We start from the raw sequence: 23,852 nt of genomic DNA, 5'->3' as shown, positions 1-23,852 counted from the left end.
TTTTTGTACTTGCCCCCCGCGCCCCGGCCGGGGCGCCCCCGCCCCCGCCCCGGCCGCTGGCGGGCGCGGCGCCGCCGCGCCTTCCCCCCCCCCCCCCCCCGCCGCCCCGCCCCCCCCCCCCGCGGCCGGGGCGCTCGACGCGCTCGGGGCGGCGCTCGGGGCGCTCGGAGCGCGGTCGAGGGTGATGCCGAAGTGCGTACGGTAGGCCGCGAGCACCTCCGCCTCGGGGATCTCGCGCTCCGTCCGGCCCCCGTCGGGCGCGGTGATCACGAGCGTCCGGCCGGAGAGCGTGATCCGGCCGCCGTCATCGGTGAGCCGCGAACAGACCAGCGACTGCGTGAAGTGCGACTTCGGAGACGTGGTCTGCCACCAGCAGCCCGCCTCGAAGTCGGCGAGCACGCGCGGCCGCAGTTCGAGGCGGTACTGCGGTGCCCCGTCCCGCAGCACGTCGAGATCGCCCTCGGCCGTTTCCACGACCCGGAAGACCCCGCCCGGCTCGGCCTGCTCCTCGGCCGTGTCCAACCGCAGCGGATAGTGACTGTGCCGCCCGAACCCGACGTCGGCCAGCAACGGCCCATCGGGCGTACGAACACGCACGGCCGCGTGGTCGTACGGGATGCCCAGCCGCCCGTCCTCCCCGTAGACCCGCCCGGACAGCAGCTCGGCGTCGTACCCGAGCGCCGTCAGCAGGAACGCGAACGAGCCGTTGAGTTCATAGCAGAACCCGCCACGGCGGTCCCGTACGACCTTGTCCAGCAACGCCTGCTCGGTAAGGACGATCTCCTCCCCGAGATGGACGGAAAGGTTCTCGAACGGAACCGTACGCAGATGCTGAAGGTGCAACGTCCGCAACGCGGCGACATCGGACACGGCGGGCCGCCCAACACCGATCCGCCCGAGGTAGGCGTCAACGGCGTCAATTGCCCCGCCGTACGCACCACCGGAGCCACGATCACCACGCTCACAGCCCGTACGACCCTCGCGATCACTGCCCTCGGGCTCGCGGCCCTCGCGGTCACTGCCCGCGGAGTTCGCGGTGGCCATCAGCTCCCCGTCCTCTCCATCGCGAACCACCGGCGCGTACGGTCCGCCGACGTGGCCGGGGCCGCGGCGAGCACGTCGGCGAGGGTCTGCGCGGCCAGCTCGCGGCGCCAGGCCAGCTCGGCTCGGCGCATGGCCGTAGCGATGCCGCACGGCCCCCTGAAGTCGCGCCCCGCCCCCTCGGCGCCCGCGCCCTGCTGCCGGATCTCCATACAGCGGAACGCCTCCTCCGGCCCCTCGATCGCGGTGACCACGTCCATCAGCGTGATCGCCTCCGGCGGCCGGGCGAGCCGGAAACCACCGCGGGCACCCGGCGTCGAGCTGAGGATTCCGGCCCGTACGAGCGCCTGGAGCCGCTTGTTGAGGTACGCGGCCGGCAGGTCGAAGAAGGCGGCCAGCCTCGCCGTGGACACCGGCCGCTCGTCCCCGAGCCAGGCCAGCGTCACGCAACAGTGCAGCCCCCACTCGACGCCTTCACTCATCCTCATATTCTGGAGTTTACAGATCCGGGTTCCACCGGCCCTCCCCTCTCCTCCGTCTCCACAGGCTCCACCGCCCGGTACCGACGGCTGAACCTCTGCTGAAGGCTTGCCGAAGCGTGCTCGCCCACGACGACGGCTCCCTGGATTGCGGCCATCACCCCAAGAGCAAGCAGCGCATGCTGGTACTGCACAAACGCGTGCCCTGCGCCGACGACCGGAGCCTGTCGGCCTCCGTATGCCGTCCCTGACAGCTGCCCGCCTGCGCCCCGGACGCCTGCGAGCCGGGCTCCTGCCGCCCGGGTTTCTGCGGGCCGGGCTTCTGCGGACCGGCTGCCGTCGTCGGCCGTTGCTGGTGGCCGCTGCGAGCCCGGTGGTGGCGCTGCCCGTCACGGCGATCGCGCCATCGGTGTCCGTACGCAGCACCCTCGCCCCCTGTACGCGCAGCGCGGCGACCGTGCTGGGAGCGGGGTGTCCGTACGGATTCCCGGCACCGCAGCTGATCAGGGCGAGCCGCGGCGCCAGCGCGCGGAGGAGCGCCGGGTCCTGGTAGGCGGAGCCGTGGTGGGCGACCTTGAGGACGTCGATCGCCCGCAGGCCGGGGTGGGCGGCCAACAGTTCCTGCTGAGCGGGCGGTTCGAGGTCGCCGAGGAGGAGGACGGTCAGCCCTGCCGTATGTACGAGGAGGGTGACGCTGGCGTTGTTGGGGCCCTCGGGCATCGGTCCGGTGGAGGGAACAGGGGGCGACGGACCGATCGCCGTGCGTGCGGCCGGGCCGGAAGCCGGGAGCTGGGGCGGCCACGGTGTCGGTTGCGGGGGCCAGAGGACTTCCCAGGACACCGGACCCGTACGGCGTCGCTCGCCCGGCGCCGCCCGGACCACCGGTACCTCATGGGCGGCCGCCTCCTTGCGTACGAACGCCGCCTGGTCCGGCGGATCGTCGCGCGTCGTGGTCTCCAGCGCGCCGACGCTGCGGCCCCGGAGCGCGCCGGGAAGGCCGTCCACATGATCGGCGTGGAAATGGGTCAGGACGAGGAGCGGGATGCGGCGTACGCCCAGTTCCTGCAGGCAGCGGTCCATGGCACGCGGGTCGGGTCCGGTGTCCACGACCAGCGCGCTGCCGGGGCCGGTGGCCACTACGAGGCCGTCTCCCTGGCCGACGTCGCACACGGCCAGCCGCCAGCCGGGCGGCGGCCAGCCGGTGATGATCCGGGTCAGGGGCACGGGCCGGACGACGAGAACGACCAGCAACAGGGCGCAGACGACGCACAACCAGCGGTACCGCAGCACGGCCCGGGCGACCGGTACCAGGGCGGCGACGGCCGCGGCCAGCAGGAGACCCCCTGACCAGCCGCCGGGCCAGCCGAACTCGGCGCCGGGCAGCGCGGCTCCCGTCCGGGCGATGGCCGCGATCCACTCGGCCGGCCACCCCGCGCACCAGGCGAACGCGATGGCGAGCGGCGGGAGGAGAGGCGCGGTGGCCAGGGCCGCGAACCCGAGCACGGTCGCGGGGGCCACGGCCAGCTCCGCGAGCAGGTTGCAGGGGATGGCCACCAGGCCGACGCGGGCGGCGAGCACCGCGATGACCGGCGCACACACGGCCTGCGCGGCGGCGGCCGCGGCGATCACCTCGGCGAGCCGGGGCGGCACGCGCCGCCGCTGGAGGGCGGCGCTCCAGCGCGGGGTGAGCGTGAGCAGCGCCCCGGTGGCCAGTACGGAGAGCAGGAAGCCGTAACTACGGGCCAGCCAGGGGTCGTAGAGGACCAGCAGCAGAACGGCGGCGGCGAGCGCGGGGAGCAGCGTACGGCAGCGGCCCGAACCGATGGCCAGCAGCGTGATCAGGCCGCAGGCGGCGGCGCGCAGCACGCTGGGGTCGGGGCGGCACACGACGACGAAGGCGATCGCGACCGCGCCGCCGATCACCGCCGTGGTCCGCAGGGACAGGCCCAGGCGGGGCGCGATGCCCCGGCGTTCGGCACGTACGGCGAGGTGCGGTGGGCCGATGAGCAGGGCCAGCACGATGGTGAGGTTGCTGCCGGAGACGGCGAGCAGGTGCGTCAGGTCGGTGGCCCGGAAGGCGTCGTCGAGCTCGGGCGTCAGGCGGGAGGTGTCGCCGACGACGAGCCCGGGCAGCAGCGCGCGGGCGTCGGGCCGCAGCCCGTCGGACGCCTCGCGCAGCCCTTCCCGGAGGGAGCCCGCGAGCCGCTGGAGAGGGGTGGGGCCACCGACGCGCCGCGGCGACGCATCGGCCGCATCTGCCGCTACGCGCAGTACGGCGGCCATACGGCCGGTGGGCGGCAGCGGGGGTGCGAACCGCGCTTCGACCCGGATGCGCGTGGAAGGGAGCAGCGCCCGCCAGGGGCCGGTGGCGGCATTGTCGGAGGCTTGCGCGGTCGAGGGGGCGCGCTCTCGCTCGTCCTGCCCGTCTCCTGCACCGGGCGTGCGCTCCGGCTGCGGCCGGTACAGGCGCTGGTGCTGGTGCTGGTGCTGGTGCTGGTGCTGGTGTTGGTGCTGGGGAACGATGACCAGGACGGGGGTGCGGAGGGCGGTCACCGTACCGTCCGGCGCGGTGATGCGGCGTACATCGGCGGCGAACACGACGGCGGCCGGCATACGTTGTGCGCCGCGCACCCGCTGCCGGGCGACGTGCGGGTCCTCGGTCACCTCCAACTCGACGGTGGCCTGCGCGTACTGATGCGCCAGCCGGGGCACCGGTCCGCGCCGCAGGTCCGCTCCCTGGAGCGCCGCCGAGGCCGCACCGCCCACCGCGCACAGCAGCACAGCGGCCGCCGCGACGAGCGTCCCCGCCTCCCATGCCGTACGCCGTCGGCGCCACCCGCCGCGGGGAAGACCGATGCGGGGGTGCGGGCCAGGGTCAAGGTCAGGGTCAGCGGAGGCCGCTGGTCCGGCCGTGCGGCGGCGTACGGCCCGGAGGACAGCGAGGCCGGCCAGCACCAAGGCGGCGGCACAGGACAGGAGCAGCGGGCGTACGGGGGCGTCCAGGGCCAGCGCCGCGGCTCCCCAGGCGGCGAGCGCGGGCGCAACCAGCCGCAGATCGGCCGGTCCCTCTCCCTGCGGAGTCTGCGCCTGCTGGGCGCCAGGCCCTGCCGACGACTGTGATGCGCCAGGCATCGGCCGCGAGTCGGCCCGCCCTCCCTCGGCGTCGCTCGTCGACTGCACAACAGCCGAGCCGTACGAGGAGGCCGGAGCGTGTGGGGTGGTCATGGCTGCACCAGAGGGCGCAAGTCGGCGAAGCGGCGATCGCCGATTCCGTTCACTTGCTGCAACTGGTCGACCGAGGAAAAGCCGCCGTGCTGGGTGCGGAAGTCGATGATGTGCTGGGCGAGGACGGGCCCGACGCCCGGGAGGGTGTCGAGTTGGTCGGCGGTGGCGGAGTTCAGGCTGATCGGACCGGCCGGGGCGCCACCGGCCGCTGCGGAGCCTCCCGCGGTACCCCCGCCACCTGCGGTACCCGTCGCACCGGCAGCGGCGCCGCCTGATGCCGCAAGGGCGGCGGCCGGAGCGCCGACGACGACCTGCTCGCCGTCCGCCAGGAGGCGGGCGCGGTTCAGCGTGCGGGTGTTCGTCCCGGGCAGCACCCCGCCCGCGGCCCGCAGTGCATCGGCGACGCGGGCGCCCGGAGCGAGGCGGTGGATGCCGGGGTGGCGCACCTTGCCCGCGACGTCCACGACGATGCGGCGGTCCGAGGCGCCGGACATCGCACCGGCTGCGGCGCCACTCGGGCCGGAGAGTCCGGCCGGCCCCGTCCGCTCGGCCGCGGTGGGGCCGCTGCCCGCTGCGGCCGCAGAGGCGTGCTGTGCGGTCGGCGCCCGTACGGTCTGGGGCCGCGCGGTCCAGAAATGGTGGACCGCGAAGGCCACGGCGATCAGCAGCACGACGGCGAGCGCGCCGAGCGCCTTCGGGTCCGTGCCGCACCGCAGTTGGATCCACAACGGCAGTCGTTCCTGCAGCGCCACCCGCCAACGCGCCGACGACAACGGGCCGGTACCCCATGAAGCAGAAGAATCAGATGGACCTAATGGATCAGGTGGACCATGCGGATCAGGTGGATGCGACGGTGGCCGGCCGGTGTGGGAAGCAGAGGAAGAGGCAGCGGAATAGGCGGAGTTGCGAGATCGCGGAGTCATGTCGACGACGCTAGAGCGATTTCGCGAATCCCGCCGATCACCACCAAATTCCGTGGATAACCGCCGTGTTGTGGATATCCCGGCCACCCGGACGAGGGAATCAGCGCGGCGACAACGCCGTCACGGCGACCTCTGCACCACCGTCCCCACCACCCCCACCGCCCTACCGCCCTACCGCGGCGACAGCACAACCCCCAGCAGCCCCGGCCCCGTGTGCGCGCCGATCACCGCGCCCACCTCGCTGACGTGCAGGTCCATCAGGCCCGGCACGCGGGCGCGGAGGCGATCGGCCAGGGCGTCGGCGCGCTCCGTCGCCGCCAGGTGATGCACCGCGACATCGACCGGGTCCGTGCCCGCCCGCTCCGCGACGATCTCTTCCAGGCGCGCGATGGCCTTGGAGGCCGTACGGACCTTTTCCCGCAGTTCGATGCGTCCGTCGGCGAGTTGGAGCAGGGGCTTGACCGCGAGCGCGGAGCCCAGCAGGGCCTGTGCCGCGCCGATCCGGCCGCCGCGGCGCAGATACTCCAGGGTGTCGACGTAGAAGTACGCGGAGGTGCCCTCGGCGCGCTTCTCGGCCGCGGCCACCGCCTCGTCGACGTCCCCGCCGGCCTGTGCGACCTCCGCGGCCGCGAGGGCGCAGAAGCCCAGCGCCATCGCGACCATGCCGGTGTCCACCACCCGCACGGGGACCGGTGCCTCCTTGGCCGCCAGTACGGCCGCGTCGTACGTCCCGGAGAACTCCGAGGAGAGATGGAGCGAGACGATGCCGTCGGCGCCCGCGGCCGCGACCTCGCGGTAGGTCTCGGCGAACGCCTCGGGAGCGGGCCGGGAGGTGGTGACGTACTTGCGTTTCTGCAGCGCCTGGGCGACCGACCTGGCCGAGATCTCCGTTCCCTCTTCCAGGGCCTCGTCGCCGAGGACCACGGTCAGCGGCACCGCCGTGATGCCGTGGCGCTCCAGCGCCGCCCGCGGCAGGTAGGCCGTTGAATCGGTGACGATCGCGACATGGCGGGACATGACTGGGAGGTTATCCAGAGAACCCGGTGCCCGACAGTGCGGCCCCCGTCTCAAGATCTTCTCCGATTACCCGGCGATGCGCTACAGCCAACTTCGCGCGGTCGGCGAGCTCGCCCGCCGACGCTCCGGCAGGTCCCCGGCCGGCAGCCGGCCGTATCGAGCACCGCTCTCCGCCCACGTCAGCCCGCGCTCTCCGGACGGGCCGCCTTCTCCCACGGGTACGGCCTCCGCATGCGCGGGGCCGGGGCGTCGATCGCCTGCGGGCCCTCGGGAGCAGCGGCGGTACCGGGCTCCTCCGACGGCGGCGGCCAGCTGGCGAGCGGGTCCGGCGCGGCACCCGCACCCGGCCGGGACGTGGTGTCGCACTCGTCCGGCGCCGGCGTCCAGTGCCGCAGCGCGCCCGCCTCCACGTCGATCTGTCCGGCCAGCGCCGAGAGATCGTCCTCGGCGAACTTCTGGGCGCGGTCCTGGGCCGCCCAGCGCAGCGAGTCCGCGGAGTGCGTGATCCGCTCCAGGCGTTCTCGCAGCTCAGGGAGGCAGTCGGTGATCCGCGCCCGGTCCGGCTCGCGCTCCAGGCGCTTCAGGTCGGCGTCCAGCTCGTGGCCGTGCGCGCTGAGCCGTGCGAACAAGTTCAGCGCCTCGCTCAGCGACTGGTCCTCGGGGGCGGCCTCCTGCAGCGCTTCCTGGGTGGCGCGCATCGAGGCGCGCAGGGAGAGCCGCATCTGGGCCAGCTGACCGGCCGAGCCGGACTGGGTGTACTGCCGGGCGCGCAGGGTGGTGTCCTCGACCGTGCGGCGGGCCTGGGCAACCGTACGGTCCACGCCGCGCTTGGTCGCCGAGACGACTTTGACCGTCGCGATGACCCCGGCCGCGACGAACAGCACGAAGAGCAGGGCGAGGATCGCGATCACAGCGATCATGGGCTTACCTCATGTGGGCTCGGTCGGACCGACGGACGGAAGTACTTCCTTCTCCCACCGTAAACGCCTCGGGCAGGTCGGCGGTTCCCCGAGAACCCCCAACCTGCCCGTAATGGTCATCCCCCACGCGCGCCTGCCGGGCAGGCGCGCGGGGGAACCGGATCATGCCGGAACGATGTTGACCAGCTTCGGCGCCCGCACGATCACCTTGCGGATGCCCGCGCCGCCCAGCGCCGTCACGACCGCCGGCTCGGCCAGCGCCGCCGCCTCCAGGTCCGCGTCCGAGATGGCCGGCGAGACCTCCAGGCGGGCCTTGACCTTGCCCTTGATCTGCACGACGCAGGTCACGGTCTCGTCGACGACGTACGCCGGGTCGGCCACCGGGAAGTCCGCGTGCACCACGGAGTCGGTGTGGCCCAGCTTGCGCCACAGCTCCTCACCGATGTGCGGGGCCAGCGGCGCGACCAGCAGCACCAGCTGCTCGGCGACCGCGCGCGGCACGTTGCCGCCGGCCTTCGTCAGGTGGTTGTTCAGCTCCGTGACCTTGGCGATCGCGGTGTTGAAGCGCAGCCCGGCCATGTCCTGGCCGACGCCGTCGATGGCCTTGTGCAGGGCACGCAGGGTGTCCTCGTCCGGCTCCGCGTCCGTGACGGTGACCTCGCCGGTGGCCTCGTCCACGATGTTGCGCCACAGGCGCTGCAGCAGGCGGTACTGGCCGACGACGGCGCGGGTGTCCCACGGGCGCGAGACGTCCAGCGGGCCCATCGCCATCTCGTACAGCCGCAGCGTGTCCGCGCCGTACTCCTGGCAGATCTCGTCCGGCGTGACGGCGTTCTTCAGGGACTTGCCCATCTTGCCGAGGACGCGGCTGACCTTCTCGCCCTGGTAGAAGTACCCGCCGTCGCGCTCCTCGACCTCGGCCGCCGGGACGGCGATGCCGCGCTTGTCCCGGTAGACGAACGCCTGGATCATGCCCTGGTTGTACAGCTTGTGGAACGGCTCGGCCGAGGCGATGTGCCCCAGGTCGTGCAGCACCTTGGACCAGAAGCGGGCGTACAGCAGGTGCAGCACGGCGTGCTCGGCGCCGCCCACGTACAGGTCGACACCGCCGTGCGGCTGACCGTCGCGCGGGCCCATCCAGTACTGCTCGACGGCCGGGTCGACCAGCTTCTCGTCGTTGTTCGGGTCCAGGTAGCGCAGCTCGTACCAGCAGGAACCGGCCCAGTTGGGCATGGTGTTGGTCTCGCGGCGGTAGCGCCGCACGCCCCGGCCGTCGCCCAGGTCCAGCTCGACGTTGACCCAGTCCTCGTTGCGGGACAGCGGGGTCTCCGGGGAGGTGTCCGCGTCGTCCGCGTCGAAGGTGCGCGGCGAGTAGTCCTCGACCTCGGGCAGCTCCAGCGGCAGCATCGACTCGGGCAGCGCGTGCGCCACGCCGTCCTCGTCGTACACGATCGGGAAGGGCTCGCCCCAGTAGCGCTGCCGGCTGAACAGCCAGTCGCGCAGCCGGAAGTTCACGGTGCCCTCGCCGATCCCCTGCGCGGCCAGCCACTCGGTGATCTTCGCCTTGGCCTCGGTGACGCCCAGGCCGTCCAGCGAGATGGTGTCGTCCGAGGAGTTGACGATCTTCGCGTCGTACGAGGAGAAGGCCTCGTCCCAGGTGGACGGGTCGGTGCCGCGATCGTCCGAGGGCTCGACCACGCAGCGCATGGGCAGCTCGAAGGCGCGCGCGAAAGCGAAGTCACGGGAGTCGTGCGCCGGGACCGCCATGATCGCGCCGGTGCCGTAGCCCATCAGGACGTAGTCGGCGATGAAGACCGGGACGCGCTCGCCGCTGACCGGGTTGATCGCGTACGCGCCGGTGAAGACGCCGGTCTTGTCCTTGGCCTCGGCCTGGCGCTCGACCTCCGACTTGGCGGCGGCCTGCTTGCGGTAGGCAGCGACGGCCTCGGCCGGGGTGTCGTAGCCACCGGTCCACACGTCGTGCGTGCCCTCGGGCCAGGCGTCCGGGACGATCGAGTCCTCACCGGAGACCAGCTCGTGCTCCGGGGCCAGCACCATGTAGGTCGCGCCGAACAGGGTGTCCTGGCGGGTGGTGAAGACCGTGATGTGCTGGTCCCCTACGGGGAAGTCGACCCGCGCGCCCTCGGAGCGGCCGATCCAGTTGCGCTGCTGCAGCTTGATCGCCTCGGGCCAGTCCAGCCCGTCCAGGTCCTCCAGCAGGCGGTCCGCGTAGGCCGTGATGCGCATGTTCCACTGGCGCAGCTTGGCCTTGAAGACGGGGAAGTTCCCGCGCTCGGAGCGGCCGTCGGCGGTGACCTCTTCGTTGGCCAGTACGGTGCCCAGGCCCGGGCACCAGTTGACGGGCGCGTCCGAGGCGTACGCCAGGCGGTACTCGCCCAGGACGTTGGCGCGCTCGATGGCGCTCAGGTCGGCCCACGCGCGGCCGTCGGGCGTCTCGCGCTCCCCCGCCTCGAACTGGGCGACCAGCTCGTCGATCGGGCGCGCCTTGTTGGCGTCGGTGTCGTACCAGGAGTTGAAGATCTGCAGGAAGATCCACTGGGTCCACTTGTAGTACGCCGGGTCGATCGACTCGATCGAGCGGCGCTGGTCGTGGCCCAGGCCCAGGCGGCGCAGCTGCGCCTTCATGTTGACGATGTTGGCCTCGGTGGAGACCCGCGGGTGGGTGCCCGTCTGGACGGCGTACTGCTCGGCGGGCAGGCCGAAGGCGTCGAAGCCCAGGGTGTGCAGGACGTTGTGGCCCGTCATGCGCTGGAAGCGGGCGTAGACGTCGGTGGCGATGTAGCCCAGGGGGTGGCCGACGTGCAGACCCGCACCCGAGGGGTACGGGAACATGTCCATGATGAACTTCTTGGGCTTGGCCACCTGCTCCGGGTCGCCGGCCAGGTCACCGCTGGGGTTCGGCGCCTCGTAGGTGCCGTTCGCCTCCCAGAAGTCCTGCCAGCGTGCCTCGATGTCCGCGGCCAGCGCGGCCGTATAGCGGTGCGGGGCCGCCGCCTCGGCGGCCGTGGTCGTCTCGCTCATCGTCCTCAAAGCTCCATCGATCGTCTCTGCCTGCGGAAACGCACCCCTTGCGGGCACCTTCTTGCCGGCTGGCGCCTGAAACAAAAAGGCCCCTCGCACAGGAGGGGACGCCGCGCCGATGCCGACCTGGACCCGCAGTCCGTGATCCGGTCGGTACTGATCAGCGCGGCCCGCTAAGCAGAAGGCGTACGGCACGCATGGCGTCAGGGTACCGCAGGCCACCAGGGGCCCGCGCCGAGGATTCCCCCGCGCGGGCCCCGTCCCACATGCCGGGACGGGCGAGCGCCCCGGTATGCGCGGCGCTCAGCGCCGGTAGGAGTCCACGTAACCCCGGCCCGGTGTGCCCACGCCCGTGACGTCGTCGTAGCCGACGACCGCGTGCAGCGAGCTGTCCTTGCCCAGGCTGCGCAGCGAGGTGGTCGTGCCCTCACTGGCGTCGATGCCGTTCACGTAGTCCACCCGGACCACCCCGAGGTCCCGCCCGGCACCCAGGGGGTGATCGGTGACGTCGTGGTACGCGGCGGTGCCGTACCGCTGGTAGATCCCGGGGTTGGCGAAGCCGATCGGGACACCGTGCCGGGCCTCCTGGGCCAGCGCCTGCACGCCCGCGATCACCGGCGCCGCCAGGGAGGTGCCGCCGATGCGGTACTCGTCGTACGTGAGCGAGCCGTCCGGGAGGGACTGGGTCTGGCCTACGAGAAAGCCGGTGTTCGGGTCGGCGACCGCGGCGACGTCGGGGACGGTGCGCATCGCGGTACCGCCGTTCGCCTTCGAAAGCGCGTTCGGTACGACGCCGCGCTGATAGAAGGGCTGCGCGACGGTCCTACTGGTGCCGCCGCCGGCCCCGGAGGTGAAGGCGCCGGGGAAGTCCTGCCAGCTGCCGCCGTCGGCCGCCAGATTGGCCTTCTGGGTGCCCCAGCCGGTCTCCCACAGGTACTTGTCACCCTTGCCGACGGCCAGCGCGGTGCCGCCGACGGCGGTCACCCAGGCGGAGTTCGCCGGAGTGTCGACCTGCTTGGTGCCGGTGTTGGCGACCTCGTCACCGTTGTCGCCCGAGGAGAAGTAGAAGCCGATGCCCTCGACGGCGCCCCTCTGGAAGATCTGGTCGTACGCCGCTGCCACGTCCGGGGTCTCGTTGGCCTCGATGTCGCCCCAGCTGTTCGAGACGATGTCGGCGAGCCGGCCGTCGACGATCTTGCCCAGGGAGTCCAGGAGATCGTCGTCCATGCAGGACGCGCCACCCACGTAGACGATGTCGGACTCCGGAGCGACCGCGTGCACGGCCTCGACGTCGAGGGTCTCCTCCCCGTACCACCCGGCCGCGTCGCACTCCTTGATGTGCGTGTACTTCTTGGGCAGCACCTGGGAGAGCTGCCCCTTCGTGTACCCGGCGTCCCCGTTGCGGTCGGCGTACTTACGGGCGTCGGCGGCGATGGTCGGCGAGGCGTACGCATCGGTTATCGCCACCGTGACGCCCTTACCGGTGCGCTTGCCCGCTCCGTAGGCGGCGCGCAGCTGCTTGCCCGTGTAGCCCTTCACGGCGTACGGCTGCTTGGCCCCGTAAGCGGAGGGCAGGTCCTTGTTCGTCCTCGAGCCGTAGTAGCTGGAGAACGGGCCGGAGTTGCGGAAGATCTGACTGGGCGGCGGCAGCTGGGCATGGTGCTGCGCCATGTGCGGCGCGTTGTCCAGACCGGTGACCGTGAGGACCGCACCGTGCAGCGACTCCGGGGCGGAGGCGGTGCGCGACGGGGCGTGGTAAGTGTGTCCACCCTTGCGGTAGTTGTGCAGGTCCGTGGCGAACGCGCGCTCCACTTCCGAAGTGGTGCCGGCCACGGTGAGGGAACGGCGGTCGGTGGCGGTGACCTTCAGGCCGGCCCCCGTCAGCCAGTCGGTGACCGCGGATATCTGTTCACGGGTGGCGCCGAAACGTGCCTGCGCGCGGTCGGCGCTCAGGTACTTCCCGTACGAGGCGGAGGACGGGTCCGAGACGGCCCTGGCGTAGGCCGCGAGGCCCTCGGCGTCCCGTCCGGCCAGGAACACCCGGGCGGTGACCCGGTCGGCGTTCCTGGTGCTGCCGCGGTCGGCCTGCTGGGTGGCCCACTGCGGCTTCGTGCCGTGCAGCGTGTCCCGGCCGTCGTGGCCGGCGGCACCGGCGGCGGGCGTACCGAGCGCCAGCGCGCCGGCGACCAGCGGCAGCGTCGCCGCCGCGGCCAGCCCGGCGCGTCCCCGACGCGCTCTGGAGCGGCTTGATCTCATGAAACCCCCTGCGATGCGATGCGTCGCGTGCGGTGCACGCGGTCTCCGCGGTGGCGCACGGTGTACGCGGTGGCGGCCACACGCACGCGCTGCGTCACTCTTTCGATGATCTGTTCACGTCAGGGGCATGGGATGACCAAGAAGCACCCAAGGACGGACAAGAAATAGCCATGGAAAGTGCATCAAATGGCCTGTATGCACACGGCAATTCGCGTGTACAGAAGGGCGACCGAGCTGGTGTGCGGGGCGCGAACGGACCGACGTTAGCAGCGGGTCACGCCGGGCGGGCGGGATACGCGAAGGCCGCCGCGGGCCCTCGCGACGGCCCCTAGCTTGCCGGGCATGCAACCGCTCACGGGCCCGGCGGCGCGCCGAGCGGCCCGCACCCGCCGCCCCCGCCGCTTACGCCTCCCCCACCGTCTCCAGAGGCCACGCCCCGCGCTCACCACCGGGGCCGGCGCCGTACTGGTCCTCCCCCTCCTCGGCGCGGCCCCCGCCTTCCGCGCGTTCTTCGACTACACCGCCGGGGTCCTCACGCTCGTCTCGCTCACCGCCGCCGTGGTCTGGGGCCTGCTCGCGGCCGGCCGCACCGTACTGGCGCCGCGCAGCAGGCTCCTGGCGCAGGGCGTCCACCGGGCGCTCGCCACCGCCTCGCTCGGCTTCCTTGTGCTGCACATCGCGGTCAAGGTGGCCGAGACGCACGCCCTGTTCTCGGACGCGTTCCTGCCCTTCGCCTCCGTGGTGCTCGGCGGGCCCGTCGCGCCCGGCACCGCACCGCTCATCGGGTTCGGCACCCTGGCCGGGCTGCTGATGGTGCTGGCCGCCGCGACCGGGGCACTGCGCAGCGCGTTCGCGGGGCGCGGGCGCGTCTCCGGGCGCTGGCGCGCCCTGCACACCAGCGCGTACGCCGCGTGGTGCCTGGCCCTCCTGCACGGTCTCAAGTCCGGTCGCGCGCCTTCGGGGTGGGTCACCACCGGGTACGTGCTCTCCCTTGCGGCGGTCATGGGCGCGCTGCTGGCTCGTCTGTTGTTCACCCCGTGTGCGGAGTTCCCGTACTTCGTACTGCGGCGGGAGCTGCCGTTCCGGTCACGAAAGCGGGACCGGCAGCGGGCGGTGCGCAGGGGGGCGGGCCGTACGGACACGCGCTCCGCCTCCGAGGCACCGGGAGTGGCTGCCTCTGTTGGCGCCCATGCGGGCGACGGGCGACCTACGGGGGCGGCGACCACCCCACCAGGGGACGCGCGGGAAGCGCCTTCTTGGGCTGCGCTGGCCGACGCCCCTACAGAGACACTCCCCTACGTCACCGACGCACCACCCCTGGCCCTCGGAGCGGACGGGGCACCCACGGAACGCATTCCCTTCGCCGGCTTCGACGCCGCCCCCGAGTGGGGCGGTCCACCCACTCTGGTGCAGCCCCGGCCCTCCGACACTCACACCGAGGGCGCGCCTCTCCCCCACGCCCCGAACGGCCGGACCTCATGACCAGTACCGCGCTGGTCCCGTATACGGGCGGTGGGCCGCTGCCCGATGTGCCCGGCGTACGCGTACTCGGGCTGCCGCGGCTGTGCGCCGGATTCGACGAGGCCGAACGGCTGGACCGCAAGCGGCACCTGCTCCTCCACGGCTCACTGCCCGCGCTCTCCGGGGAGCGGCTGGCCGCCGTCGCCGAGGCCGTGGCGCTGCGAGGCCGGGGCGGCGCCGGATTCCCGCTCGCGCGCAAGCTGACGGCCGTCGCCGACGCCGCGGCCCGCCGCGGGGTGCGCCCCGTCGTCGTGGTCAACGGCTGCGAGGGCGAACCCGCCTGCCGCAAGGACACCGTGCTGCTGTGCCGTGCGCCACACCTCGTCCTGGACGGCGCGCTGCTGGCCGCCGCGGCGCTCGGCGCGCACCTCCTGGTCGTCGGCGTGACGAAGGCCACGACGAAGAACTCCGTACGGGAAGCCCTCGCCGAACGAGGGCTGGGGCGCAGGCGACGTGGGCGTGCGCTGCGCGCACAGGTCGTGCGCTCCCCCGAGCGCCTGGTGTCCGGGGAGGCGTCCGCGCTGATCCGGGCCGCCGAGGGCGGGCCGCCGGTACCGCCGGGCCGCCGGGCACGGGCCGCCGAATCGGGCCTGGGCGGCGCGCCCACGCTGCTCTCCAACGCCGAGACCTTCGCCCAACTCGCCGTCGCCGCCCGCCTCGGCCCCGACCGCTACGCCTCCACGGGTCTCCCCGGCGAGCCGGGCACGCTCCTGCTGACGGTCTCCGGCGCGGTCCCCGCCCCCGCCGTCGTCGAGGTCCCCTCCGGTGTGCCGCTGCCGTACGTACTGCAGGCGTGCGGCGCGGAACCGGCACCGTCCGGCGTCCTGGTCGGCGGCTATCACGGCGCCTGGCTGGACCCGGCCACCGCGTACGGGACGCCGCTGTCGCGCGAGGCGCTGGCGGCCCGCGGCGGGGCGCTGGGCGCCGGGGCGGTGCTGCCGCTGTCCACGCGGACGTGCCCGCTGGGCGAGGCGCTGCGGATCGCGCGGTGGCTGGCGGCGGAGTCGGCGGGGCAGTGCGGCCCGTGCCGGCTGGGGCTGCCGTCGCTCGCGGAGATGCTCGCGGACGCGCTGGGCGGCGGCGGGCAGCCGGCCCTGGAGGCGGTACAGGAAGCGGCGCGCGGCGTACGGGGGCGGGGCGCGTGCAAACACCCCGACGGTGCGGCGCGGTTCGTACTGTCGGCGCTCACCGCGTTCCCCGACGACCTGGCCGCGCACGTCCTGGGCGACGGCTGCGGGCGGCCCACGGTCGGGCTGCTGCCGCTGCCGCGCGAGGAGGGCGCTGGGGCGGCGACCGGCGCCGGAGAGGACGCCGGGGCCATCGGTGCCGCCGGGGAGCGGCTGGCGGTGGACTGGACGCTGTGCGAGGGGCACGGGCTGTGCGCGGGGCTGCTGCCCGAGGCCGTACGGCTCGACCGGGACGGCTTCCCCGTACTGTCCGACGACGTACTCCCGGGGGCGCTGCGCGCCCGCGCACAACGCGCCGTACGCCGCTGCCCAGCCCTCGCGCTCCGACTCGAGAAGCCGTGACGGCGGGCGGGGATACGACAAAGCGGCCCGTCCTCTTCGGACGGGCCGCTCTGATCACTGTGGAGCTAAGGAGAATTGAACTCCTGACCTCCTGCATGCCATGCAGGCGCTCTACCAACTGAGCTATAGCCCCGTGTTCTGTTGTCGTCTCCGGAAGTTTTCCTCGGGGGTTTCCCTCGCGGCGACATCGACTACATTACACGGCTGCCCCGGGCTTCTGCCAAATCGCTTTCCCGGGTCCCTGCGGCGGCGGTCTGCCGAAGATCTCCGAGGAGCCGGAGCGGCAGCCGGGACGCACCCGGCGAGGCACTCGGCGACGCACTCGGCGACGCACTCGGCAGCGGTACTGTCGACAATCCGTGCTCGAAGGAAACCGGGGGCCTGGACGTGACCGCGCCGAAGCTCGACCAATCCGTCGGACGCCGCGGCCCGTCCTCCCGTGAGGGCGTCCACCGCCGCCGCGTCCTGGCGGCCGCACTGGCCTGTGCCCTGTCCTTCACGGTCTTCTGGATCGCCCAGCGGCTGGCCGCCGTGACCATGCTCGACCTCATGGTCTACCGCGCCGAGGGCTGGACCGCCCGCACCGGCGGCGACCTCTACGACATGCTCGCCACCTCCGCGCGGCTGCCCAACACCTACCCGCCCTTCGCCTCCCTGCTGTTCCTGCCGCTGACCTTCCTCGGCGTACCGGAGATGCGCACGCTCGCCACGCTCGGCAACCTGCTGCTCCTGGTCGCCGTGGTGCACCTCACCCTGCGCCTGACCGGCCTGCCCTCGCTCGCGCGCGGAACCCGCGCCCCCCGGACACGGCAGGCCGCCGCGACGCTCGCCCTCTCCGCGCTGCTGGTCTGGTGCGAGCCCGTGTGGACCACGCTGCGCTACGGGCAGATCAACCTCCTCCTCACCGTCCTCGTGCTCTGGGACGTCACCCGCCGGGACACCAACCGCTGGGCCGGCATCGGCATCGGCATCGCCGCCGGGATCAAGCTCACGCCCGCCCTCTTCGCCGTGTGGCTCGCGCTGGCCGGGCTGCTGCGCGCCCGCCGGCTGTACGAGCCCGGGCAGGGGCTGCGCGGCACCTGGAACCCCTGGCTGCGCCAGGCATGCGTCGCGGTCCTGTCCTTCCTCGGCACCGTCCTCCTCTCCGCACTGGTCCTGCCCCGTGACTCGGCCCGCTTCTGGACCGAGATCGTCTTCGCCTCCGACCGGCCGGGCGACGTGGAGATCACCGCCAACCAGTCGCTGCGCGGCGTCCTCGCCCGGCTGCTGCACACCCCCGACACCGGACTGTGGTGGCCCGCCGCCGCGGCCGCGGCGGCGATCGCGGGGCTGGCCGTCGCCACCACCGCCCTGCTGCGCGGGGAGCGCGCCTGGGCGGCCGTGGTCTGCGCCACCACCGCGCTGCTGGTCAGCCCGGTCTCCTGGTCGCACCACTGGGTGTGGGCCGTACCGATGCTGATCCTGCTCGGCACCGAGGCGGTGCGCCGCGGCGGCCGGGCCACCCGGACGGGCCGCCGGCTGTGGACCGCCGCCGCAGCCCTCGGGCTGCTCTTCGCCTCCTTCGCTCTGTGGTGGGTGCCGCACCGCCCGCACAGCCACGCGGAACTGCACCAGAACGGCGGCCAGATGCTGCTCTCGGCCGGCTACCCGATCGCCGGTGTCGCGCTCCTGCTGCTGGCCGCCGCCCGCCTGCGCCGGACCGCCGCGCCCGGTGTCAGTGCGCCCCGTGGTCGTGACCACCACCCGGGTGCTGGTGATGGAACGCCAGCACCTCCGGAGGCATCACCACGAACGGACGCATCATGCCCATGTCTTCGTGTTCCAACAGATGGCAGTGGTACATGAAGCGGCCCTTGGCGCCGTGGAACCGGCCGATCACGTTCACCATCTGCCCCGGCAGCACCTGTATGACGTCCTTCCAGCCCTGATCACCCGGGGCTATCGGCGCCTGGCCCCCGTACTCCAGCGGGCTGCGGGTGCCCCCGAGCGCGTTGTCGTACGGGCTGTCCGGCACCGCTGGGTACCGGTCGCGGCTGCGCACCTGGAAGTCGATCAGGTGGATGTGCATCGGGTGCGTGCCGGCGCCGCCGAGGTTCAGGAAGCTCCACTGCTCCCAGTCGTCGTGCCGGACCATGAAGCCGAGGGCGTCGTCGAACATCCGGGCGCCGCGCTGGTACGTACGCGTCGTGCCGTTGGCCCCCTTGACCTGGATGATCCCTTCGGACGGGATGGTGACGTCCGCCGGGTCGACCTCGTGCAGCTCCCACATCTCCGGGTGGCCGTTGCCGATCGGGCCCGGCGGGGTGAGCGCTATCAGGCGGTGCTCGTGCTTCGGTGCGGTGTCGTGGGTGATCCGCTCGAACGTCGGCGAGATCACCGCGGGCAGCACGAAGGAATCAGCCACCTTCTTCGAACCGACCCGGAACTGCATCACCTGCGGATACGCCACGCCCGCCGCGGCGTTCACCAGGCGCAGCCGCCGCCCGCGCAGCCGGCCGAAGTCGACCAGCAGGTCCATCCGCTCGGCCGGGGCCACCGACAGGGTGCCGTCGACCGGCAGCGGGCGCGGCAGCAGGCCGCCGTCCGTCCCGATCTGATGCACCGCGCCGATGACAGGCTGCCCCGTCTCCTCGTCCACCAGCTGCAGGGCGTACGTCCGGGCGTTGGAGGCGTTGAGCAGGCGGAAGCGGTACCACCTGGCATCGACGTCCACGTGCGGCCAGACCGTGCCGTTCACGAGCGTGTACGGGCCCGAGAACGGGATGGTGATGTTCTTGCCGCCGTTGTCCTTGCCGACTATGAGGGTCTTGTGGAGCAGCTGACCGGTCAGCCGGCCTTCGGCGTCCGTGTCGAGGTTGCGGTCCTGGATGATGAGCGGCATCTCCCGCCCGCCCGAGGGGAGCCGGAGCGCGTCCTCCTCGTCGTCCCGCACCAGATACATGCCGGCCAGGCCCGAGAAGACGTTCCACCGGGTGATGTCCATGGCGTGGTCGTGGTACCACCAGGTCGTCGCGCGGTGGTCGTTGGGATACTCCGAGAGCTGCGCGTCGCCGGGCGAGACGGCGTTCTCCGACCAGCCGTCGTTGCCGCCGCCGGTCACCGCGCCGTGCAGGTGGGTGACCAGCCAGGGCGGGAGTGCGGCCACGCCGGCGGTGGGCTCGGCCCCGCCGCGCCCCGGTTCGTTCAGCGGCGCGGGCACCTCGGGCGTCGCCGCCACTTCCACCGCGGTCACCGGGAAGGTGCCCGTGATGCGGTTCGTCCAGGACACCCGGAGGCGCCGACCGCGGCGCACCTCGATGGTCGGGCCCGGGAAGTGCCCTTCGTACGCCCACACTTTGGTGGGCGGCAGCTCGGAGTGCAGCCGCACCCAACTGGTCTTCTGCTCGATGGTGATGCCACGCAGGGCTTCTGCGCGACCCGGCTTGACGACAGGCGGCACGCGCAACGCGTCGACGAACGGCGTGAGTCCGGCCGCCGTGGCCTGTCCGTCCCGCTCCGCGATGGTCTCTGCCTGCGGTGCGGCCCCCACAACTGTGTCTGTCACTTGCGACCCCCGTCGCTTCCCCCGTGCCGCCGACCGTTCCGCGGCGGCAGCTCTGAGTCCTACAACGCCTCACGGTACGACCGGAGTTCCACCCTCACCGTGAATTTTCCGGCCAATCGTCCGCAGTCCGCACATAGAGGAGCGGACCGGTCCGGTCCGGGGCGTCGGAACTGAAAGTAGCTCAGGGAGCGGAAAATGCGCCGAGGTTGTGGAGAAACGGTCATTCAGAGATCGGCGGTCGTTCTCGGGCGCGGTCGTGCGCCCTCACGAAACGGAGTGACGGGCCCTCAGCGGGCCGGGCGGCAGGGCCGGTTCTCAGGCGGTGGCGAAGGAGTAGAAACGCTTCAGCGTGCAGTGCTCGTCGAGCAGGCGGCCGTAGATGGGCTCGCCGTCCAGCTCACGGTAGGTCTCGATGGGGTCGCCTTTTATGATCAGCGCCCGGGCGCATTCCTCGCACCAGTACTGGAATTCGGGGTTCAGCGGCTCCATGTCGCGAACGATGGGCGTACCGCTGCCGCACCAGTCGCACTTCCGGCTGTGTGCCCCCATCAGTCAGCTCCAGCTGTGGCCGCAGGCCGTGCAGACGAACGAGACGCCACCGTCGTCACCCAGCATCTGCGCCACGTGAGGCGAGCCGCAGGAAGGGCACTGCAGCGCGGAGGTGGCCACGCCGAGCAGGTCGCGGACCTCCTCGATGATGCTCGTGGGCATCGCGTTCTCTCCTCCCCTGCCGGCGCCGTCCGATTCTGCCACGGACCGACGACCAGGTCAGGCCCGCAGCCCTACGAGTACGGACGGGCTGCCCGCTACCGCCGCGCAGCCGAGCACGAGGCGTTGCGCGGGCACTCACCCCGGCGCGCACAGCGACGCACGCGCCCCGAAAGCCCCGAAACAGCAGTGATCCCGCCTCCTGGTGAGGCGGAGAACAGTCTCTCCGTCTCCGCCAGAGGGCGGGATCATCCGGGTTGTGGAGCTAAGGAGAATTGAACTCCTGACCTCCTGCATGCCATGCAGGCGCTCTACCAACTGAGCTATAGCCCCGGGTCTTGTTCCGCCCCTCCGGGTTTCCCCCGGCGGCGCCGCGAACAAGAAGAACTTTAGCCTGCGACCTGCCCAGATGTGAAATCCGGGTCCGGCCGGCCGCCGGACGGCCCCCGGAGAGCCGCCGCCGGCCCGGCCCGCGGCGTCAGTCGTCGTCGCCCAGCACCGGCTCGGGAAGCGTGCCGGCGTTGTGCTCCAGCAGGCGCCAGCCCCGGGCGCCCTCCCCCAGGACGGACCAGCAGCAGTTCGACAGGCCGCCCAGGCCCTCCCAGTGGTGCGGCTCCAGGCCCAGCAGCCGCCCGATCGTCGTACGGATCGTGCCGCCGTGGCTGACCACGACCAGGGTGCCCCCGTCGGGCAGCTTGTCGGCGGCCAGCCCCACGACCGGCGCCGCACGGTCCGCGACCTCGGTCTCCAGCTCACCGCCGCCGCGGCGCACCGGCTCGCCGCGCTTCCAGGCGGCGTACTGCTCGGGGTACTGCGCCACGATCTCCTCGTGGGTCAGGCCCTGCCAGGCACCCGCGTACGTCTCGCGCAGCGCCTCGTCGTGCGTCACGTCCAGGCGTGTGACGGCGGACAGCTCGGCGGCCGTCCGCGCCGCCCGCTGCAGGTCCGAAGCGATGATCGCGTCCGGCTGCAGGGCGGCGAGCAGCCGCGCGGCGCGGCGGGCCTGCTCGACGCCCGCCTCGGTCAGCTCGATGTCCGTGGAGCCCTGGAAGCGGCGCTCCAGATTCCAGGCGGTCTGGCCGTGCCGCCACAGGACGATCCTGCGGCCACGGCCCCCCTTCGTGCCGTTCAGTGCAGCTCTCCGTCCTGCTCGGCGGTGGTCTCCTCGGCGTGCGCGGCCGCCTTGCCGCGGGTCGCCTTGGCGTCCTCGGGCAGCTCGATCTCGGGGCAGTCCTTCCACAGACGCTCCAGCGCGTAGAAGACGCGCTCCTCGCTGTGCTGGACGTGGACGACGATGTCGACGTAGTCCAGGAGCACCCAGCGGGCCTCGCGGTCGCCTTCGCGGCGCACCGGTTTGGCGCCCAGTTCCTTGCTCAGCCGCTCTTCGATCTCGTCGACGATCGACTTGACCTGGCGGTCGTTGGGCGCCGACGCCAGCAGGAAGGCGTCGGTGATCGAGAGGACGTCGCTGACGTCGTACGCGATGATGTCGTGCGCGAGCTTGTCGGCGGCCGCCTGCGCGGCGGCGGTGATGAGCTCGGTGGAGCGGTCCGTGGCGGTCACAAGCCAAACTTCCGGGTCGATGGCGACGCTGCCCGGCCCCGTCCGCGGGAAACCCCGTCGGCCGCGGCCGAGTCAGCGGTCAAGTACCCCTCAAGGGTCTCACGGACCGCTGACACCCCGGCGGGCTTGTGGACAACGGGGCATCCGAGCTGGTCAGAGGGGGGACGGGCCTGCGGCGGAAGCGGCGGGACGCGGGCGGTGGAGACGGCAGGATGCCGACGGCAGGCAGAGCCTTGGCCAAAGCTCCGCCGCCGCCCGCACCCACGGGCCGATCACCCCTTGTAGTCGTGCCCCAGCACCACCGTGATGTCCGCGTTCGAGGCGACCTTGCCCTTCCGCACGGCGCTCGATGGCAGGCCCAGCGTCTTCGCGACCTCCTCGGCACGCGGCTGGTGGGCCTCGTCCCCGTACGTCACCTGCGACGCCGACAGCGAGCCCGAGGCGGTGCCGCTGTCCACGAACGAGTACCCGCCGTTGACCAGCGCGGCCTGCGCCTGCCCGACCGCTTTCTGGCTGCCCGAGGCGTTCCGGACGCTGACCCGCGCGGTCGCGCTCGGGTCGGTCTTCTTGACCTTGCCGCCCAGGACGTCCTTGACCACCTCGGAGGCGGTCTGCGCGCTGAGCGTGCCGTCCTGTTGCACGGGCAGCACCGTCGTACGGTACGCACCGGTCTTCGCGAGCTCGGCGCGCTGCGCGAGCGAGCTGCCCAGCTGCCCCTCGGTGAGCGGCGGGTCCAGGACCTGGAACAGGGACTTCACCGTCGCGGTCGCCCCGCCCGCGTCACTGGACACCCGCTTCAGAGTCGCCTGCATCACCTGTCCGAAGCGCGCCAGCTGCTTGGTCTGCAGCTCGCCCGGGCCCCGGTAGGTGGCGTACGCGACGGCCGCCTGGCCGTTCAGTACGCGCCCCTTCCCCGCCTTGACCAGCGGGCCGTCGCCCTTCTTCGCGCCCGGCACGGTGGTGTCGGCGTCGACGGTGATGCCGCCGACCGTCTCGACGAGGTTCTCCAGGTACGGCGTGTCCAGCCGCCAGCTCGCCTTGATGTCGGCGCCGAGAAGCGTGTTGAGGGAGTCGCGGGTGGGCTCCGCGCCGGCGTCCTTGACGGACTTGCCCAAGGTGGTGGCCTGGCCGTCGTCCCCGGTGATGGCGAGGTTGTTTGGGAGGAGGACGGTGGTGCCCTTGTGGGTGGTCTCGTTGTCCACAAGCAGCGCCGTCGAGCTCTCGTCCGTACCGGTCCTGCGGAGGTGGACCAGCAGCACGTCGCGCTTCTGGCCCGCGGCGGCGGCCGCGTCCCCGGAGGCGGCCCCGCCCAGCCCCGGCAGCTTGCCGGCCCACCACAGGTAGCCGACGCCGCCCGCGACCAGGAGGACGAGGACCACCGTCAGCGCGATGACGCGGCTGCGGCCGCGGCGCTTGGCCTCCTCGCGCCGCTCGGTGCGGCTCTCGGTGAACTTCAGCCAGTCGATGACGTCTTCGGAGTCCTCGTCCGGCTCCTCGATGAACGAGAACTGTTCGGTGCGGTACTCCTCTCCGGAGGGGCGGTCATCCCCGTCGGCGGCTCCGTGAGGCGGCGCGGAGTCGTAGGAGGGCGCGGATCCGTACGGGGGCCGCGGCTCCTCGTACGGGGGCCGCGGCTCCTCGTACGGAGGCTGCGGCGGCGCATACGGAGGCTGCGGCGGCGCGTACTCCTGCTGCCCGTACTGCGCCTGCTGCGGAATCCACCCCTGCTGCTGCGTCTGCTGCGCAGCCTGGTGCTGCGCCGGCCGGCCGTACGGGTCGTGGCCCGGCGCATAGCCCTGCTGCCCGTACTCCTGGCCGTAGCCCTGTTCGGGTGCCTGCCCGCCGTAGCCCTGGCCGTACCCCTCGGGGTGCTGCGTGCCGTACGGGTCGTACTGCCGGCGCGGCGCTTCCTGGTACACCGGCTGCCCGTAGGCGTCGTAGACGTACCCCGGTCCACCGTGCTGCCCCTGGCCCCCTTCGTAGGGCTGCGGGCCCCCCTCGTAGGGGTCCTGGGCATACGGGTCCCGTGGCGGGTACGGATCCTGTCGGTCGTTCACCGGTGCCCTCTTTCCGTCGGCCCCGTC

Annotated in this window: 13 protein-coding genes, 2 tRNA genes and 4 pseudogenes; 3 read left to right on the top strand and 16 right to left on the bottom strand. The window is 72.6% G+C overall.

Going from position 1 to position 23,852, the window contains the following annotated elements; all coding sequences use genetic code 11:
• Positions 1–162: 162 nt before the first annotated feature.
• The 8 genes and pseudogenes from ABT381_RS16255 to ABT381_RS16225 form a co-directional block, all read right to left on the bottom strand.
• Positions 163–921 (bottom strand): annotated as a pseudogene (locus ABT381_RS16255) (arylamine N-acetyltransferase family protein); the annotation flags it as partial.
• A gap of 122 nt (positions 922–1,043) precedes the next feature.
• Positions 1,044–1,517 (bottom strand): annotated as a pseudogene (locus ABT381_RS35880) (RrF2 family transcriptional regulator); the annotation flags it as partial.
• A gap of 384 nt (positions 1,518–1,901) precedes the next feature.
• Positions 1,902–4,745 (bottom strand): annotated as a pseudogene (locus ABT381_RS16250) (ComEC/Rec2 family competence protein); the annotation flags it as partial.
• Positions 4,742–5,497: a ComEA family DNA-binding protein gene (locus ABT381_RS16245; RefSeq protein WP_351593801.1), complete on the bottom strand. Its 756-nt coding sequence runs from the start codon at positions 5,495–5,497 to the stop codon at positions 4,742–4,744. The gene ABT381_RS16245 and the pseudogene ABT381_RS16250, both read right to left, overlap by 4 nt.
• Before the next feature lie 342 nt (positions 5,498–5,839).
• Positions 5,840–6,685: a DegV family protein gene (locus ABT381_RS16240; RefSeq protein ID WP_351593798.1), complete on the bottom strand. Its 846-nt coding sequence runs from the start codon at positions 6,683–6,685 to the stop codon at positions 5,840–5,842.
• A gap of 179 nt (positions 6,686–6,864) precedes the next feature.
• Positions 6,865–7,605 carry a TraB/GumN family protein gene (locus ABT381_RS16235; protein WP_351593795.1) on the bottom strand — a complete coding sequence of 247 codons (741 nt, stop codon included), beginning with the start codon at positions 7,603–7,605 and terminating at the stop codon, positions 6,865–6,867.
• A gap of 162 nt (positions 7,606–7,767) precedes the next feature.
• Entirely contained in the window at positions 7,768–10,647 is a 2,880-nt protein-coding gene (leuS, locus tag ABT381_RS16230; protein WP_351593792.1) for a leucine--tRNA ligase, read from the bottom strand.
• Between the two features lie 303 nt (positions 10,648–10,950).
• Complete coding sequence (locus ABT381_RS16225; protein ID WP_351593789.1) at positions 10,951–12,903, bottom strand: S53 family peptidase; 1,953 nt, start codon at positions 12,901–12,903, stop codon at positions 10,951–10,953.
• Positions 12,904–13,245: 342 nt separating this feature from the next.
• Between ABT381_RS16225 and ABT381_RS16220 the strand changes: the two genes are divergently transcribed.
• The gene (locus ABT381_RS16220) at positions 13,246–14,385 is read left to right on the top strand and encodes a ferric reductase-like transmembrane domain-containing protein (protein ID WP_351593786.1); all 1,140 of its coding nucleotides are present in this window, start codon (positions 13,246–13,248) and stop codon (positions 14,383–14,385) included.
• Positions 14,382–15,953, top strand: a complete 1,572-nt coding sequence (locus ABT381_RS16215) for an NADH-ubiquinone oxidoreductase-F iron-sulfur binding region domain-containing protein (protein WP_351593783.1) — start codon at positions 14,382–14,384, stop codon at positions 15,951–15,953. Before ABT381_RS16220 ends, ABT381_RS16215 begins: the two co-directional genes overlap by 4 nt.
• 60 nt (positions 15,954–16,013) lie before the next feature.
• Here the strand turns inward: ABT381_RS16215 and ABT381_RS16210 are convergent.
• Positions 16,014–16,086: transfer RNA gene (locus tag ABT381_RS16210), tRNA-Ala, on the bottom strand.
• A gap of 254 nt (positions 16,087–16,340) precedes the next feature.
• Here ABT381_RS16210 and ABT381_RS16205 point away from each other — a divergent pair.
• Positions 16,341–17,798, top strand: a complete 1,458-nt coding sequence (locus ABT381_RS16205) for a glycosyltransferase 87 family protein (protein WP_351593780.1) — start codon at positions 16,341–16,343, stop codon at positions 17,796–17,798.
• On the opposite strand, the pseudogene phsA reads toward ABT381_RS16205, so the two are convergent.
• From phsA to ABT381_RS16170, 7 genes and pseudogenes are all read right to left on the bottom strand, one after another.
• Positions 17,764–19,392 (bottom strand): annotated as a pseudogene (gene phsA, locus ABT381_RS16200) (O-aminophenol oxidase PhsA); the annotation flags it as partial. The gene ABT381_RS16205 and the pseudogene phsA sit on opposite strands and share 35 nt — an antisense overlap.
• A 420-nt stretch (positions 19,393–19,812) precedes the next feature.
• On the bottom strand, positions 19,813–20,046 hold the full coding sequence (locus ABT381_RS16195; protein WP_351593777.1) for a hypothetical protein: 234 nt from the start codon (positions 20,044–20,046) through the stop codon (positions 19,813–19,815).
• 3 nt (positions 20,047–20,049) lie between these two features.
• Positions 20,050–20,208, bottom strand: a complete 159-nt coding sequence (locus ABT381_RS16190; RefSeq protein ID WP_351593775.1) for a hypothetical protein — start codon at positions 20,206–20,208, stop codon at positions 20,050–20,052.
• Positions 20,209–20,465: 257 nt separating this feature from the next.
• Positions 20,466–20,538: transfer RNA gene (locus ABT381_RS16185), tRNA-Ala, on the bottom strand.
• 145 nt (positions 20,539–20,683) lie between these two features.
• On the bottom strand, positions 20,684–21,337 hold the full coding sequence (locus tag ABT381_RS16180) for a histidine phosphatase family protein (RefSeq protein ID WP_351593810.1): 654 nt from the start codon (positions 21,335–21,337) through the stop codon (positions 20,684–20,686).
• Positions 21,334–21,768, bottom strand: coding sequence for a ribosome silencing factor (gene rsfS, locus ABT381_RS16175; protein ID WP_351593772.1), 435 nt, complete (start codon positions 21,766–21,768; stop codon positions 21,334–21,336). The genes ABT381_RS16180 and rsfS overlap by 4 nt, the downstream gene beginning before the upstream one ends.
• 272 nt (positions 21,769–22,040) lie before the next feature.
• The gene (locus ABT381_RS16170) at positions 22,041–23,825 is read right to left on the bottom strand and encodes an LCP family protein (protein WP_351593769.1); all 1,785 of its coding nucleotides are present in this window, start codon (positions 23,823–23,825) and stop codon (positions 22,041–22,043) included.
• Positions 23,826–23,852: the final 27 nt, after the last annotated feature.

This window comes from Streptomyces sp. NPDC000151 (genome assembly GCF_040301705.1).
Taxonomy (GTDB): Bacteria; Actinomycetota; Actinomycetes; order Streptomycetales; family Streptomycetaceae; genus Streptomyces.
Note: the sequence above shows the minus strand (reverse complement) of the source record. Positions and strands in the feature narration are given on the sequence as shown.